This window comes from Desulfotomaculum sp. OF05-3, from assembly GCF_003435535.1.
GTDB classification, from domain to species: Bacteria; Bacillota; Clostridia; order Lachnospirales; family Lachnospiraceae; genus Pilosibacter; species Pilosibacter fragilis.
This window is the reverse complement of record NZ_QWGO01000020.1, coordinates 1-15496: the sequence shown is the minus strand read 5'-3', so window position 1 is coordinate 15496 and position 15496 is coordinate 1. Positions and strand designations below refer to the sequence as shown.

The window sequence follows — 15496 nt, the reverse complement described above, 5'->3', positions numbered from 1 at the left end:
ATTATTTTAACACTGGAATTTAGTATAGCAGGGAAATGTTTCTTTCTTGGGTCTTTTATCTGGCGGTTTTCTTGCGATTTTCTTACGTTTTTTGGGGGAGAGGTGAATTGGCGGGGGGTACGCACAGACCAGCTTTCAGATCCGGGCTCAGAGGATTTTCGGGGCGGTTCCTCTAGGCTTGCAGGAGAATGCTAAGGGCGGAGAAGCGTGGACACAACTCGCTTGCGCTCAAACAAGTGTCCACGCTCCTCCAACGCATTCTTCTGCGAGCCAAGAGGAAGCCATGCCCCGAAAATCAATCGCCCGGATCTGAAAGCTGGTCTGTGCTGTGTACTGGCGGGAGCGCAGGCGCTGCGCTGTGCGTTGAGGATGTGGCTGTGCTGAGGGACGAGAAAGGAATAAGCAGTGCTGCATAATAGTTGTGTACTGTGCTGTTGTTTTGACGGTTGGCTCACGGATGAGAGGTTTTTACATATTTTATAGTAAGTACGTTTGAGTGAGGTATCCATGACTCCGAAATTGGAAGTTAGAGGGGTGGATTATTCCTACCATACCATGGAGGGAGAGACGAAGGCCCTTTCTGATATATCGTTTCATGTGAATTCCGGCGAGTTTCTTTGTATTGTCGGGCCGTCCGGGTGTGGGAAGTCTACGTTGCTTTCTCTGCTTGCCGGGCTTTTGGCCCCTGAGCGGGGGGAGATTCTTTTGGACGGGGTTTCTGTCGGGAAGGGGGCTTCGGGGATCGGGTACATGCTGCAGAGGGATCATTTGTTTGAGTGGCGGACGATCCTTTCGAATGTTTCACTGGGGCTTGAGGTGCGGAGGAAGTGTGATTCAAAGCATTTGAGCCGGGTGAAGGAGCTTCTGGATTCTTATGGACTTCAGTATTTTTACGATGCGCATCCGTCGGAGCTTTCCGGGGGGATGCGGCAGCGGGCTGCTTTGATCCGGACTCTTGCTTTGGAGCCGGATCTTCTGCTTCTTGATGAGCCGTTTTCTGCTCTGGATTATCAGACGAGGCTTTCGGTCTGTGATGATATCAGTTCGATCATCCGCAGCAGAAAGAAAACGGCTATCCTGATCACCCATGATCTTTCGGAGGCGGTGAGCACAGCGGACCGGATCCTGGTGCTGACGAACAGACCGGGGACGATCAAGGGGGAGCTTGTGATTCGGTTTCCGAACCATGAAATGAGTCCTTTGAAGCGGCGGAATTATCCGGAGTTTTCTTCTTATTTTAATGAATTGTGGAAGATTCTTGGGAACGGGAATGGTGATGATACGTCAATTGTCGATGGGGCCGGATCTGGAGATACAGATATTATCAATGGAACTGAATCCGGTGATGAGAATGCACCGGCAGCCAGAAACGGACACATGACCGCCGTCAATGTGGGAGGTGAGCCGGATGAGATTTCATAGTATCGCTTCTTTTATCCTGCGCAGGCACCGGGCTGTGATCCCGGCAGCGGATCTTGCGGTCTCCCCGGCCCAGTGCCGGTATCTGGAGCAGGAGCGGCGGATCCGGAGGCAGATCTTCATCTGCAGGATCTTATTTCTGGTCCTGTTTCTTTTTTCCTGGGAGATCAGCGCCCGGATCGGGATCCTGAACGATTTTATTTTCAGTTCCCCGTCCCGGGTGCTCTCCTGTTTTCTTTCCATGGCGGCAGACCGGACGATCTTTTACCACACGGGAGTCACGGTTTTGGAGACGCTTTTGAGCTTTTTTCTTGTGACATGGATCGGGATCTTCGGCGCGGTGGCGCTCTGGTCCAGCAGGCGGCTGGCAAAGATTCTGGAACCGTACCTTGTCATATTGAACAGTCTGCCGAAGTCCGCTCTCGCGCCGCTGCTCATCGTATGGCTGGGCAACAACATGAAGACGATCATCACGGCGGCGGTCTCTGTGGCGGTATTTGGCTCGATCTTAACGCTCTACAACGGCTTTCTCTCCATGGATCCTGACCAGATCCGTCTGATCTACACGCTGGGAGGAAAACAGAAGGATGTCCTCACAAAGGTCCTGCTGCCCGGCTCTGTTCCACTTATCATCAGCAACATGAAGGTCAACATCGGTCTCTGCCTCGTCGGCGTCATCATCGGCGAGTTTCTCTCCGCCCAGGCAGGCCTTGGCTTCCTCATCATCTACGGCAGCCAGGTCTTCAAGCTGGATCTCGTGATCATGTCCATCGTGATCCTCTGTATTCTGTCCGCAATCCTGTATCAGGCGGTGGCAGTGCTGGAACGGAGGTGTAGGCAGTAGAATCCCATCCACAGTTTCTGGTATCGGTAGGTTTTTCGGATGTATGACAATCCGTTAATCCATAAAATCTTTCTAAACAAATTTTTTTACCAACATCATGCACCACTCTCATCAGTGACTGGAAGAAATAGTCTCACAAACAAAAATCCCCAGAAAACACCGCCCATATAATGGGGCATGTCTTCTGGGGAATATTTTTTGATTTTAAGCTAGTCCAAGGACTCTCTGTAGAATCCGCCGTAGAAGTCTTCTGTTTTGAATACGTTTATGATCACGTTTTCATCTACTTCCTGGATCAGCTGGACGATATCGTTGATCTCATAGGAAGAAATTACGGTGTGGAGCAGGTACATTTTTTTGTGGCTGTAGCCGCCGATGGCGTCCACGCAGGAAATACCGTGGTGATACTTGCTGACATACGCCTTCATGACCTCTTCCGCTTTCTCAGTGGTGATCTGTAAGGTCACGCGGTCATAGCGGTGATGGAAGGTGGAGATCATCTTTGTGGAGATGAACTGGAACAGGATGGAATATCCTGCATACTCCCAACCGAACATGTGTCCAAAAATTACAAGGATACACACATTTCCCATGAACACATAGTTCCAAATGGACTTTCCGGTCTTATTGGAAACATAGAGGGCAATAAAGTCGGTACCACCTGTGGATGCGTTTCCTTTTAAGGAAAGGACAACGGACAGTCCGTAAAGCACACCGCCGAAAATCACATTCAGGGTCAGATCCTCAAATAGCGGAGTATAGTGGCAGACTTTTAAGAAAAAGCTTGCAAAAAATACCTGCAGCAACGAAAACACCGTGAATTTCACGTTGATGCTGCGGCAGCACATCAGGGCAACAGGCAGGTTTAAAACAACGAGCGCCAAAGATGTCGAGACGGTAAATCCATACAGTTCAGCGATTCGGTCGATCAAAATCGCAAGTCCCGTAAATCCGCTGGACAGAAGGCCTGCCGGACGAATAAAGGCCAGAATTACATAAGACTGCAGAAGGGCAGATGCCAGAACTGCCACGAAGGAAATCGCACAGCGGACAACAAAATTTTTCCGTATTTCACGTACCTTTTTGGTAACATCATTCCAGGAACTCATAAGTGGGGTACTCCTTTTTCATACTCTTGGTGCTGCGATCCGGTATTGTTGTATTTGATAAATCAAATGGTGTATTTTCCCGAATCGGTCCATTGTTTTCAGATTCTTTGCCGTTTTGTATGGGGTATTAGAAAAACGACCTTCCTAACTTTATCATGATTTTTTTGATTGTCAATCGGTCTCTTGAAAAACGAGAAAAAAACAACCGGAGGAGAACTCCGGCTTAATAATGTTAAAAATTCTATTCTCTTGTTTCCGCATCTGTACAATTATTTTCCGCGGTTTTCCCCGATCGCCGTGAGGTACCGGTTGCACGCATCCTTCATGCACGCGATCAATGGCTTCTGCGTCAAAGCAAAATAGCGCTCCCTGATCTCCTTCTCGATCAGCGGAACGTCTGTCCTCAGGCTCTTCCCCACAAACATGGATGCCACGAACTGCTTCGTCACCTCAAGGATCGTGTTGCAGTCCAGCTCCAGGATCTTTCCCGTATCACGCTCCACGATCAGGCTGATATAGAACTCCCCGTGGAGATTGTAGATCGCGTCCTCTTTGCTCGGCTTTGCCTGGCCGACCACAAGGATCGTGTTTTTGTTTTCCATATAATATACCCCTTTTTGTTCCCCGATATAAGAAATTGCTCATAGTAACCGACCTGCCCGCTCACGCAGACGAAACCTTTGCTGACAGCGCAAGAAAAACAAATGTCATCTGCGGTGCCGCTTGTTTTACTTTTGCGCCCGTTACATAGTATATCACAAAATATATTCGTTTTCCATTGACTTTTCTATGCATTTCCACTAGACTAGAGACAACGAAAACAGATTCTTTTATTTATCGGGACTCCTGCCCGGATGTTCCCTCCGTAAATAAGAGCCATGAATCTTCCAACAGGGGATCAGTGGCTTTTTTTGTTGCCTGAAATCCGAAAAACGATCCATATCGGCTTTTTCATACACACGGCAGCGAAAAAAGTTTTCCCCCTCATCAAACATATTTGGAGGATAAATACCATGACATTTTTTAAAGATCTGGATACCATTATGAAACAGGATTTCGGAAACCGTGGGCTCTTAAAAGCACTCCCGGACAATCCGATCCAGGAAACCTTAAACACGCTCGCGGACGCCCGCCGTGTCATTCTCTTAACCGGCTTTCCGGTCCGACTCAGCGACGGCTCTTTTGTTGGTGAAACCGACGGCCCCTTAGGCACCGCTGATATTGCAGCAGTCCTGACCGCTCTCGGCGCCTCCGTCCTCGTGATCACCGATGAGCCCGCCTTTTCCATTGTAAGCGACGTTGTCTGCTACCGCGCTCCAAAAGCCAAACTCATGATGCTCCCTAAAACAGACACCGACGACTTCATCCGAAATTGCATCAAAACCTTCGCCCCAACTCACCTCATCTCCTTAGAACGCCCCGGTAAAGCCGCCAACGGCCACTACCACAGCATGCGCGGCGAAGTCCTCGATGACATGATCACTGACTCCGCCCTCTTTCTCTCCGAAGCAAAAAAATCCGGAGCCACCACCATCTCCATCGGCGACGGCGGCAACGAGATGGGCATGGGCACCTACCGCGACGTGATCGAACACTTCGTTCCCTTCGGTGGAACAATCTGCACCGCTGAATCCGCCGACATCACCCTCGCCAGCGGCGTCTCCAACTGGTGGGGAATTGGTATCGCCGCCCTCTGCTCCCTCTTCGCTGAAAAAAATCTCCTCCCGACCCGCGAGGAAGAGACCGAGTCTCTCCGCCTCGCCGTAGCCGCCGGCAGCGTAGACGGTTGCACCAAAAAGAACGAAATGACCGTCGACCGCCTGGATCTCGAGACGCATCTCGGAATCCTGGATTCTGTTAACGACATCTTAAAGAAAGAACTGGACATATGTGCAATTGCATAAAGTAATCTCCATATCGCACAGCGCAGCGCCTGCGATCCCGCCAATACACTCGGCTGGCCACCCTCGCGCAGCCAATCCCAGCGCTGGCCTGGGTACCCGCAGCCACATCCCAGGCCAGCACGTACCCTTTAGCCAATCCCCCGCACATTTCATATTGACATTCCCCACCCCCATTCTATATAATAGACATAAATAATACGAATACCACATATGAAAGGGGGTTATACTCCTGCGGTCCCACCCGGACGGCAGTATTTTTATGGAACAGCACCTGTCACAATACAAAATCTTCTACGAAGTAGCCCGCTGCGGCAACATCTCCCGCGCCGCCAAAGAACTCTACATCAGTCAGCCTGCCATCAGCAAAGCCATCAGCAAACTTGAAGAAAGCCTCGGCATCAAACTCTTCAGCCGAAACTCCCGCGGCGTCCAACTAACAAGAGAAGGCGCGATCCTCTTCCAGCATGTGAACACCGCCTTCGACTCCATCGGCCGCGGCGAACGCGAACTGAAGCGGATCCATGATTTCCATATCGGGAACTTGAAGATCGGTGTCAGCAACACCCTGTGCAAATACGTCCTTCTCCCCTACTTAAAAGGATTCATCGGAAAATACCCGCACGTAAACATCGCCATCGAGAGCCAGTCCACCTACCAGACCCTCGACATGCTGGATGCCAGAAAGATCGATATCGGACTCGTGGCGGAACCAAAAAGCAAAAAAGGCCTCCACTTCCAGCCGGTAATGGAAATCAGCGATGCATTCGTCTGTACTCCGGCCTATCTGGAAAACCTCCATCTGAGAGAAGGCAATGACACCGATATTTTTAAAACCGGAAATATCATGCTCTTAAACCGCTCCAATATGAGCCGGAAACATGTGGACGCCTACCTGGCTGACAACCAGATCGAGATCAACCAGATCCTGGAGACCACCGACATGGAACTCCTCATCGAATTCTCCCGGATCGGACTCGGAATCGGCTGCGTCATCAAAGATTTCGTCGAGGATGACTTGAAAAACGGTACACTCATTGAGATCCCGTTAGATATCCCGATCCCGAAACGCGTCATCGGCTTCTGCTGCCATCCTCAGGATATGCCGGATACCCTGAGAGAATTCATGGAATTCTCCCGGACATTCCACAAAGCATGATCTGACAATCGCGGGCATTTTTAATACCGATCTTCCCAGAATTGGCAAACAAACAATATAAGTACGAATCGCCCGCAAAAAAAGAGCCAGGAACTGAATTCCGATCAATTACAAAATCCAGCTCCCGGCTCTTTTTAGTTTCTCATTTGTAACTGTTCAGTACCTTCACAGTTACATGCAAAAATCCATTCCAAATCGGCTACGCCGATGGATTTTTGCCTTTTTGCCTAGGTTTTCTTACGGTCAGCGCAGCAAGTGCGCAGACCTACTGAACAGTTACTCTCATTTTTCTTATGTACGCTCAACCACTCCTCCAGGCGCAGTCTCCGCACGCGTTTTTACAAACCAAATCCCTAATTCTGGTCCTTATACCCAGTCACCTCATAAAACTTCTCAAGACTTCCATACTTAAACACCATCTTAAGCTCACTTCCGATGCTGTTCATCATCGTCTCATCCGGGATCTCGTCGCGGTGGTACCATCCCGCCTCAGAGAGTTCATCCTCCTGAAGCTTGATCTTATCCGGTCCGTCTAACTCCGCAAAAAATCCGATCATCTCCGTGTCAGAGAATGCCCATGGCTGGCTCTTATAATAGCGGATGTTCTTGACCTTCAGTCCGACCTCCTCCATGACCTCACGGTGGATCGTCTCCTCAAAGCTCTCCCCGATCTCCACGAAACCGGCGATCAGCGCGTATCCGCGGTACGGGTTGTTGTTCACGCGGTATCTGGACATTAAAAGTCTGTCCCCGTCGGAGATCGCAACGATGACAGCCGGAGAGATCTTCGGATACTCCGTCTGTCCGCACTCCGGGCACACTAACGCACGCTCAGTCTTGCTGTTCTCCATCAGATGACCACAGCATCCGCAGTACTTTCTGCTCTCTTTAAAGCGATGAATCTGTGTCGCCGTGATTCCCGCGAAAGCCTGATACATCGGATGCATCTTTCTGTACGCCGCTGTCGAACAGAGTTCATAGACATCGGCATCATATCTCGGCATCTTCGTCACATAGTAATAATGATTTCCATCGATGGCGAACAGATAATACGCGCTTTCTTTCAGCAGCTCTTTGTCCTCCGGGAAATCAGAAAACTTCGGAATCTCGTGATTTTCCTCGTCCACTTTTCTTAATAGTGTCTTACTCTTCTTTATATAAAGGACAAAGTCCTCATCCTGCGCCTTCGGCTGTCCGTAGGTCAGGTCAAATTTATGCGGGTTGATATTCTGGATCATTCCTATACTCCTTATTCGTTGACATAAGTTTCTGCCTCCCCGCAGCACCTCTCAGTTTCTGCTGCCGGACCGGTAAAATCTTAAAATTTTCACATCATTTCCATGATACGACGGGCATTCATTTTTGTCAATCCATCAAAACCTTCCGCTCTGCACAGTCCCTCAAAGAAACTCCGCCATATGTTTCCCTGTTTCGGTTGACGAACATGTTCATTTGCCTTATAATGCCATTCAGTGTCCCTTCACAAAGGGAGAATGTATGTTTATTTGTAACCGTGAAATTTCTTCACGGTTATCTATGTTTTACGAAAGGAGTTACCCAAATGGCAACAGAAAACAAAATGGGCGTCATGCCGCTAAACCGGCTTCTGATCTCCATGTCCGTACCAATGATGATCTCGATGCTCGTCCAGGCACTCTATAACATTGTGGACAGTATGTTCGTCGCGCAGTTAAGCGAGAATGCCCTGACCGCCGTATCCCTGGCGTTCCCGGCGCAGAACCTGATGATCGCCGTGGCGACCGGAACCGGCGTCGGTGTCAATGCTGCTCTCTCAAGAAATCTCGGCGAAAAGAACTTTGATCGCGCCAACAGGATCGCGGACCACGCGCTGTTCCTGGCGGCTATGAGCTACATCGTATTCGCGCTCTTCGGTCTCTTCTTTGCGAGACAGTTCTTCCGTCTCCAGACCGATATCGAGGAGATTGTGGATCTCGGAACTACTTATTTGAGAGTCTGCACGATCGCTTCCTTCGGACTCTTTATGGAGATCGCATGTGAGCGTCTCTTACAGTCTACCGGAAAAACGATTTACTCCATGTACACCCAGGGACTCGGCGCCATCATCAACATCGTCCTGGACCCGATCCTGATCTTCGGTTACTTCGGAGCACCGGCTCTCGGGATCGCCGGTGCCGCAGGCGCCACTGTTTTCGGACAGATCATCGCCTTCGGCCTCGGTTTTTACTTAAATAAGACGAAAAACCACGAGATCACGATCTCCCTCAGGAGCTTTAAGCCCAACGGTGAGATCATCCGCCACATTTACGCGGTGGGCGTTCCGTCCATCATCATGGCATCCATCGGAAGTATCATGACCTTTGGAATCAACAAGATCCTTATCGCTTTTTCTTCCACGGCGACAGCTGTATTCGGTGTCTACTTCAAGCTCCAGAGCTTCGTGTTCATGCCGGTCTTCGGTTTAAACAACGGAACCGTTCCGATCATCGCCTACAACTACGGTGCCGGAAAACCGGACCGAATTATGGGAACCATAAAGCTGGCCGCTGTGTACGCTACAACGATCATGCTGTGCGGCTTCGCTGTCTTCCAGCTCATGCCGGATAAGCTTTTAATGATCTTCAGCGCCTCCGATACGATGCTCTCCATCGGCATTCCGGCACTCCGGATCATCTCCATCAGTTTCCTGTTTGCGGGCTGCTCCATCGTCTGTACTTCCCTGTTCCAGGCACTTGGACATGGAATGCTGAGTTTATGGATCTCCGTGTTCCGTCAGCTTGTCGTTCTTCTGCCGGTGGCATTTATCTTCGCAAGGATCGGTGGTCTTCACACCGTGTGGTTTGCCTTCCCGATCGCCGAAGCTTTCGCGATCATCTTCAGCGGTGTGTGCCTTGTCCATGTGTACCGTAAGGAGATCATTCCGTTGAAAGCACAGCAGGGAAAATAGTTTTTTAATTAAAGAATCGAATTTTTCAGACATGTAGGCTTACGTCCTGACAGGTCGTTTTTCCCGGTTATTTCCGTGTATGAAACGGCTTTGCCAGACTTAAGTTTACATGCCTTTTTGTTATTACCTCTTTTCCGAAGTTCAAAATCATTCCTCGTCTTTTCGCATTCTCCGATGATCTGCATTTCTGTCCGTCAGCATTTTCTTATAAAATTTTTTCAAAAAATATGTGATTTTAACCTTTTAGTTCAAGACAAACCGCGAATTTTATAGTATGATATAGCTACTTACAAAACAGAGGTTCTAAGTCTCATATACCGGCGACAAGGATCCGTCGTCCGTTTCCCTATGAAAATTAATGAATACGTAACTATTCAGTACCTTCATAGCTACGTGCAAAAATCCATTCCAGATCAGCTTCGCTGAGGGGATTTTTGCCTTCCAGCCTATGTTTTCTTACGGTCAGTGCAGCAAGTGCGCAGACCTACTGAACAGTTACAAGAATACTTAACATTACCCGCTGTCAGAAACATTTTTTAATGGCCGACAGCTGACATCAGTCTGCCCTGATTGGAAATTTGGAGGATGATGTATGAAAGAATTATCGAAAACGCTGACCGGAAAAAAGATCCGGGATGAAATGTTAAAAAGAAAGATGACAGTCCGCGATCTCCAGGATGCACTGGAACTGGACAGTCCCCAGTCGATCTATAAGTGGCTTCGCGGGGAATCGCTCCCCTCTCTTCCGAATATGCTGGTCCTCGGTGAGCTGTTCAAGGTTCCGTTGGAAAGGCTTCTGGTCCATGAGGACGGAAGTGTCGCTTACCACCGTATCTTCGATGACAGCCTTCCTTACGAGATTGCCTATCTGGTCCAGGACAAAGATGACTTTTCCGCAAAAAGGCGGCATGTGGCACGGGCAGATACCTTCGCGGGAACCTGTTACTCAGGAATCTTTAATCTGCCTCAGGAGTGTCCTCACTCAAAAGCTCCTCATAACTGACATTTAAGACTTTTGCGAAGTATCTCAGTTCAATATCGGTCACAAACCTCTTTCCGCTCTCAATCCTCTGGATCGCGTTCTTATCAAGGTCCAGACCGAGAAGCTGAAGCATATCCGCCAGTCGTTTCTGTGAAACATCGTTCATCCTGCTGCGAAGTTCACGGATCTTGATCCCGCAGATATTGTTCCTGCCGGATATTGACTTGTTTTTGTACATATAATAACACTCCTTGTTTGGCATTCACTAATTGTCACTCCAAACAATATATGTTATTATTGAAACAGTCATGACATTCACTGGATGTCACAAGAAGATTTTATTGGTATGCATTATCAAACCAAAATAATATGATCCTGCTGCCGCACCACAGGAGCAGATCTCTTAAATATACAACTTTTCAAAGGAGGATTTATTTATGGAAATCACAAAAGAATTAAAACAGGATCTCTCCGAGCTGGAATCTGCGTGCAGCAGTTTTCTCGGAAAATATGAATCACAGCTCACGGACGCACTGAATAAGACGAAAATGTCCGCTGAGGACAGCTTGAAAATAGACCTGATGTTAGAACTTGTCACCCACCTCTCCTCCGCGCAGTTCGTCTCTTCCTACATGCAGAAGGATATCGTGAAGGAAGGAATTCTGCTCCAGGATGCGGCCGGAAACTTCACGCTCGGCGGCGATCCTCTTCCGACGATGAGCGATATCGAAGTGTATGTCCACGATGATGAATTAAACCAGGACGTCTGGAAGCGTGTATTTATCGGCGGCGGAACCGAAAAGCGGATCTGCGGTCTGCGCCATCCGGATCTCACTTCCGGAGTCCATGCAAGAATCCGCGGTTAGTTTTTCCCAGGAAAAGTCCATAAAAAAGATCCGCCAGCATACCGTACGAAACTATCTTCGGTATCCTGACAGATCTTTTTTCTTTATTTTGTAACTGTTCAGCGCCTTCTCCCTGTATCTCATACAGTCAACGCGGCAAGTGCGCAGACCTGCAGAACAGTTACTTTATTTCTTACTTATTTGTCTTTTTCTCCTCATACTCCTTCAGCGCCCGCAGTGCCTCCCCTGACAGCGGAAACAGCACTATCAGGTTAAACACCGTCATAAGACCAACGCCCACGTCTCCGAGATCCCACACCACCGTGTACGCCTGCAGTCCGCCGACGAACAGCATGATCAAAGCAAAGATCTTGTAGAGTGTCTGATAAATCCAACGATTTCCGAACAGATACGCAACGTTGGATCTAGCGTAGAACAGGATACCGAGAAACGTTGAGAAGCTGAATAACGCCAGCGTCACCGCGATAAATACCACACCGAACTCACCCATATAGTAGCTCATGACTTTCTGTAAAAGATCCATTCCCGCAAGCCCCGTCGTCAGTTCTTCCGGGACGAGCAGCATGATCATCGCCGTGCAGCTGCAGATCACGATGGTGTCGATAAATACGCCAAGCGCCTGCACGAGGCCGACCTTTACCGGATCGCTCTCATCCGCCGCAGCCGCCGCGCATGGTGCGGAACCGGAACCAGCCTCATTGGAGAACAGGCCGCGCTTCACGCCGTTCATGAGCACCGCGCCAAAGCCGCCCGCCGCGATCTGGCGGAGTCCGAAGGCTTCCGCAAAGATCCTCGCAAACACGCCAGGAACGCTGCTCAAATGTGTCGCGATGATAAACAGGGTGATCACAAAATAGCAGCCCGCCATAATCGGGACGATCACATCAAGGGCGCGGACCGTAGCGTTCTTTCTCATAACGATCACCGCAGAGATCACGACGAGGACTACCGTCGTCACGAGCGGCGAAATTCCGAAGGCATTCTCAAACGCCGACGCCACAGAGTTGCTGATGACCTGGCTGATTCCGCCCCAGCAGATCAGACCAGACAGCGCAAACAGGACCGCGATCACGGAACATTTCAGTTTCTTCTTTCTCACCCTCTCCGCATAGCTGTGGATATAGTAAGCCGGACCACCGTGGTAACCGCCGTAGAGCGGGTCCTTTTCCTTATAAAGCTGCGCTAAAGCCGCCTCCACAAACGCTGTGGAGGCCCCAAGCGCCGCCGACAGCCACATCCAGAACACAGCACCGGCGCCGCCTGCCGAGATCGCCGCAACGACTCCCACGAGGTTTCCCATTCCCACGCGGGTCGCTGTGGATACAAACAAAGTCTGGATCGGCGACAGGCCGCCTTCCTCCTGTTTCTTTCCGTTCAAAGCCCGGATCATGTCCGGAAACAGGCGGATCGGAAGAAATCTTGTCCGAATCGTAAAATAGACTCCCGTCGGGATCAAAAGCAAAACAAGAAGCGGGATCCCGATCCCATTTCCATTCCCCAGCGGAATCGTAAACAGGTCTCCCCATAAGAAGCGGTACACCGCTTCGACAACTGCTGTTACCATAAGTAAATTTTCTCCTTTTCGATATAACATGACAGACAGGCACCCGCTCCCCCAAAGCGTACATTTCAAGCTTCAATACTAAAACGCGCCAGTCTGTTAAATTGGCATGTACAAGTTTTTATTATACACGTTTATAATGTGTGCTGTCAAATAATCCTTATGAATAGCTCGTATGTGGGAATGAATTATCAGTTATATTAGCGAGCTTCTCAAGTTATTGCGGCAGTCTCCAAGGTCTCATTCAATCATGGACTTTGGCTCGTTGCTCGCGTAAATAAAAAAGGACACCTCTTTGGTATCCTTTTTCATCTTTCTAAATGCAGTTTAAATTCATGCTGCCCCAAAGAAAACTACGCGTTCTCCTGCTGCTCCGCTTTCTTCGGCGGCATCACACAGAGATCCTTCACGACCTCCCCCGCCAGGATCAGTCCCGCAACGGACGGAACAAACGCGATACTTCCAGGAATTGCGCGGCGCTCGGTGCATTTATGCTTTGCGCCCGGCGGGCAGATACAGTTTTTCCGGCAGCTGATGCTCATGTCTTCCTGCTGCTCTACCGGAGGCTCTGTGGAATAAACCACCTTTAATTTCTTCACTCCGCGCTTCTTTAACTCGCGGCGCATGACCTTCGCAAGCGGACACATGCTGGTCTTATAGATATCTGCCACATGGAACTGTGTCGGGTCCAGCTTGTTTCCTGCCCCCATGCTGCTGATGACCGGAATCTCACAGCTGATGGCTCTCATGATGATCTCAAGCTTTGCTGTCACGGTGTCCACAGCATCCACCACATAGGAATACTCCGTGAAATCAAATTCGTCGGCGTTTTCCGGAAGGTAAAAGCACTTTCTGACCTCCACCTGGGCGTCCGGGTTGATTTCCAGGATCCGGTCACGCATGACCTCCGCCTTGTACTGTCCGATGGTCTTTCTCGTCGCGATGATCTGTCGGTTGATGTTCGTGAGGCAGACCTTATCGTCATCCACCAGCACAAAAGAGCCGACTCCGCTTCTCGCCAGCGCTTCAGCCACATATCCGCCGACTCCGCCGATGCCAAAGATCGCCACCTTTGCCTTCGCGAGACGGTCCATATTTTCCGCTCCTAAAAGGAGCTGTGTTCTCGAGAACTGATTTAACATATCTAACTCCAATCCTGTCTGTACTTCAATTGACCAGATACCATTATACCCACTAGTTTGATATGTGTAAAGAGAGTGCTTCATTATTTCGCGATTTCACCACTCGATCAGTTACTGACATTGCACGTGTACCGTACCCTCGATCACTCTGTTGTTAGACTTACGGCAACGGATACGCCCCGCACTCCACAATATTCCGATAGGACACCGGATCCGTATCACCTTCCGTGTTGATCAGCAGGATCACGGAATCCGCTCCAAGTCCCAGCGCCTTTCTCGCAGACTCAAGTTCCGGGCGTTCCAACAGCATCAGTACAGCTCCCATAGTCGATGCCCCGGATTCGCCGGATACGATCACCGGGTCATCCCCCGCCGGCTTTGCGTATGCCCGCATGGCATGGGCAGCCGCATAGTCTTTACAGGTGATGTAAGCCGCAGGAACCAATTTTAACACCGGCCAGATAGATTTACACGGTGTTCCGCAGTTTAATCCCGCCATGATGGTCTCCGGCGCTCCGTCCACCGAGCAAAGTTCCCCCGCTTCCCCGGATCTGAAAATACAATCCGCCACGTCCGGCTCCACGATCATGATCTTCGGCGCCTTCTCCCCGTAATGGTTTACAAGATATCCTGCGACAGCCCCCGCCATGGAGCCGACGCCTGCCTGCAAAAACACATGGGTCGGAATCTCTCCCGCTGCCTCGGTCTGCTCCGCCGCCTCCGATGCCATGGTAAGATACCCGTCCATAATCCAGCCTGGGATCTCCTCATATCCGTCCCAGGAAGTATCCTGGATCAGAAACCATCCGTGCTCCTCACTCATCTTCTTCGCGTATTTTACCGTATCATCGTAATTCCAGTCTGTGACTGTCACCTCCGCCGGACCAGCCTGCCGTACAGCCTCCTCACGAGCCTTTACGGTGCCTTTCGGCATATAGACGTAAGCATGTGCCCCAAAGAGCCCGGAAGCCCAGGAAACGCCCTTTCCGTGGTTTCCATCCGTCGCCGTCACAAACGTGTACTTCGCAGTCTTTTCCCGCACATCCGCTTTCTGAAATTCCGAAAAATCCACCTTTCCTGGATCAAGCCCCAGCTCCCGGCACAGGATCCGAAACATCGCATACGTTCCGCCCAGTCCCTTAAACGCCTTCATCCCGAACCGCTCCGCCTCGTTCTTCACAAAGATTCCTTTTACACCAAGCTTGCCGCCAAGCCCCCGCAGTTGCACCAGCGGTGTCCGGTTATACGCCGGAATACTCTCATGAAATCTCCTCGTCTCCTTCGCCTTTCCCTCAGAAAACGCCGAAAGATCCACCTGATCCACTTCCGGTACATTCATCAAAACTTTTGTTCCGCATTCCTCTTCTAATTTCTTTGCCATAAGAATCCCCTTTCCACGATCTTTCAATTATAAAATTATAACATACGTGCCATAAATTCGCAGTAAAAATCCGGATATTAAAAAGGAAGACCCTTCACGAATCTCTCCACAAAAGGTCTTCCTCCTATACTTTTTCACACATCACAATCGGCTTACGCCTCTTCGATCGCCTTGTACATGAATTCACCATAAACTACCGCATAATC

At 49.8% G+C, this 15496-nt stretch carries 13 protein-coding genes and 1 pseudogene; 7 read left to right on the top strand and 7 right to left on the bottom strand.

Going from position 1 to position 15496, the window contains the following annotated elements:
- Positions 1-507 precede the first annotated feature (507 nt).
- Together DXA87_RS11295 and DXA87_RS11290 are read left to right on the top strand one after the other, a co-directional pair.
- Positions 508-1266: pseudogene (locus DXA87_RS11295) on the top strand (ATP-binding cassette domain-containing protein); the annotation flags it as partial.
- Positions 1267-1408: 142 nt separating this feature from the next.
- Positions 1409-2263: an ABC transporter permease gene (locus DXA87_RS11290; RefSeq protein ID WP_015553516.1), complete on the top strand. Its 855-nt coding sequence runs from the start codon at positions 1409-1411 to the stop codon at positions 2261-2263.
- A gap of 209 nt (positions 2264-2472) precedes the next feature.
- Here DXA87_RS11290 and DXA87_RS11285 read toward each other — a convergent pair whose 3' ends face one another.
- Both DXA87_RS11285 and DXA87_RS11280 read right to left on the bottom strand, forming a co-directional pair.
- Positions 2473-3372, bottom strand: a complete 900-nt coding sequence (locus DXA87_RS11285) for a YitT family protein (protein WP_117472122.1) — start codon at positions 3370-3372, stop codon at positions 2473-2475.
- A 269-nt stretch (positions 3373-3641) separates the two neighbouring features.
- Positions 3642-3974, bottom strand: a complete 333-nt coding sequence (locus DXA87_RS11280; protein WP_015553518.1) for a DUF3870 domain-containing protein — start codon at positions 3972-3974, stop codon at positions 3642-3644.
- Between the two features lie 411 nt (positions 3975-4385).
- On the opposite strand from DXA87_RS11280, the gene DXA87_RS11275 reads away from it, so the two are divergent.
- Positions 4386-5276, top strand: coding sequence for a DUF4392 domain-containing protein (locus DXA87_RS11275; RefSeq protein WP_117504430.1), 891 nt, complete (start codon positions 4386-4388; stop codon positions 5274-5276).
- Positions 5277-5535: 259 nt separating this feature from the next.
- Positions 5536-6432 (top strand): LysR family transcriptional regulator, encoded by an 897-nt coding sequence (locus tag DXA87_RS11270; RefSeq protein ID WP_015553520.1) that lies wholly within the window; start codon positions 5536-5538, stop codon positions 6430-6432.
- A gap of 353 nt (positions 6433-6785) precedes the next feature.
- On the opposite strand, the gene nudC is transcribed toward DXA87_RS11270, so the two are convergent.
- On the bottom strand, positions 6786-7670 hold the full coding sequence (nudC, locus tag DXA87_RS11265) for an NAD(+) diphosphatase (RefSeq protein WP_117472116.1): 885 nt from the start codon (positions 7668-7670) through the stop codon (positions 6786-6788).
- 323 nt (positions 7671-7993) lie between these two features.
- Between nudC and DXA87_RS11260 the strand changes: the two genes are divergently transcribed.
- Together DXA87_RS11260 and DXA87_RS11255 are read left to right on the top strand one after the other, a co-directional pair.
- Positions 7994-9358, top strand: coding sequence for an MATE family efflux transporter (locus tag DXA87_RS11260; RefSeq protein WP_117504428.1), 1365 nt, complete (start codon positions 7994-7996; stop codon positions 9356-9358).
- 592 nt (positions 9359-9950) lie between these two features.
- A complete protein-coding gene (locus DXA87_RS11255; protein WP_117470705.1) occupies positions 9951-10361 on the top strand; it encodes a helix-turn-helix transcriptional regulator in 411 nt (136 codons plus the stop codon).
- Here the strand turns inward: DXA87_RS11255 and DXA87_RS11250 are convergent.
- A complete protein-coding gene (locus tag DXA87_RS11250; RefSeq protein WP_015553524.1) occupies positions 10315-10578 on the bottom strand; it encodes a helix-turn-helix transcriptional regulator in 264 nt (87 codons plus the stop codon). The two genes, DXA87_RS11255 and DXA87_RS11250, sit on opposite strands and share 47 nt — an antisense overlap.
- A gap of 199 nt (positions 10579-10777) precedes the next feature.
- Here DXA87_RS11250 and DXA87_RS11245 point away from each other — a divergent pair, with 199 nt between their 5' ends.
- A complete protein-coding gene (locus DXA87_RS11245) occupies positions 10778-11206 on the top strand; it encodes a hypothetical protein (RefSeq protein ID WP_015553525.1) in 429 nt (142 codons plus the stop codon).
- A 172-nt stretch (positions 11207-11378) separates the two neighbouring features.
- Here DXA87_RS11245 and DXA87_RS11240 read toward each other — a convergent pair whose 3' ends face one another.
- The 3 genes from DXA87_RS11240 to DXA87_RS11230 form a co-directional block, all read right to left on the bottom strand.
- Positions 11379-12770, bottom strand: a complete 1392-nt coding sequence (locus tag DXA87_RS11240; RefSeq protein WP_117470707.1) for an alanine/glycine:cation symporter family protein — start codon at positions 12768-12770, stop codon at positions 11379-11381.
- Between the two features lie 350 nt (positions 12771-13120).
- Positions 13121-13909 (bottom strand): tRNA threonylcarbamoyladenosine dehydratase, encoded by a 789-nt coding sequence (locus DXA87_RS11235; RefSeq protein ID WP_015553535.1) that lies wholly within the window; start codon positions 13907-13909, stop codon positions 13121-13123.
- A gap of 160 nt (positions 13910-14069) precedes the next feature.
- Positions 14070-15290, bottom strand: coding sequence for a diaminopropionate ammonia-lyase (locus DXA87_RS11230; protein ID WP_117504425.1), 1221 nt, complete (start codon positions 15288-15290; stop codon positions 14070-14072).
- Positions 15291-15496 lie beyond the last annotated feature (206 nt).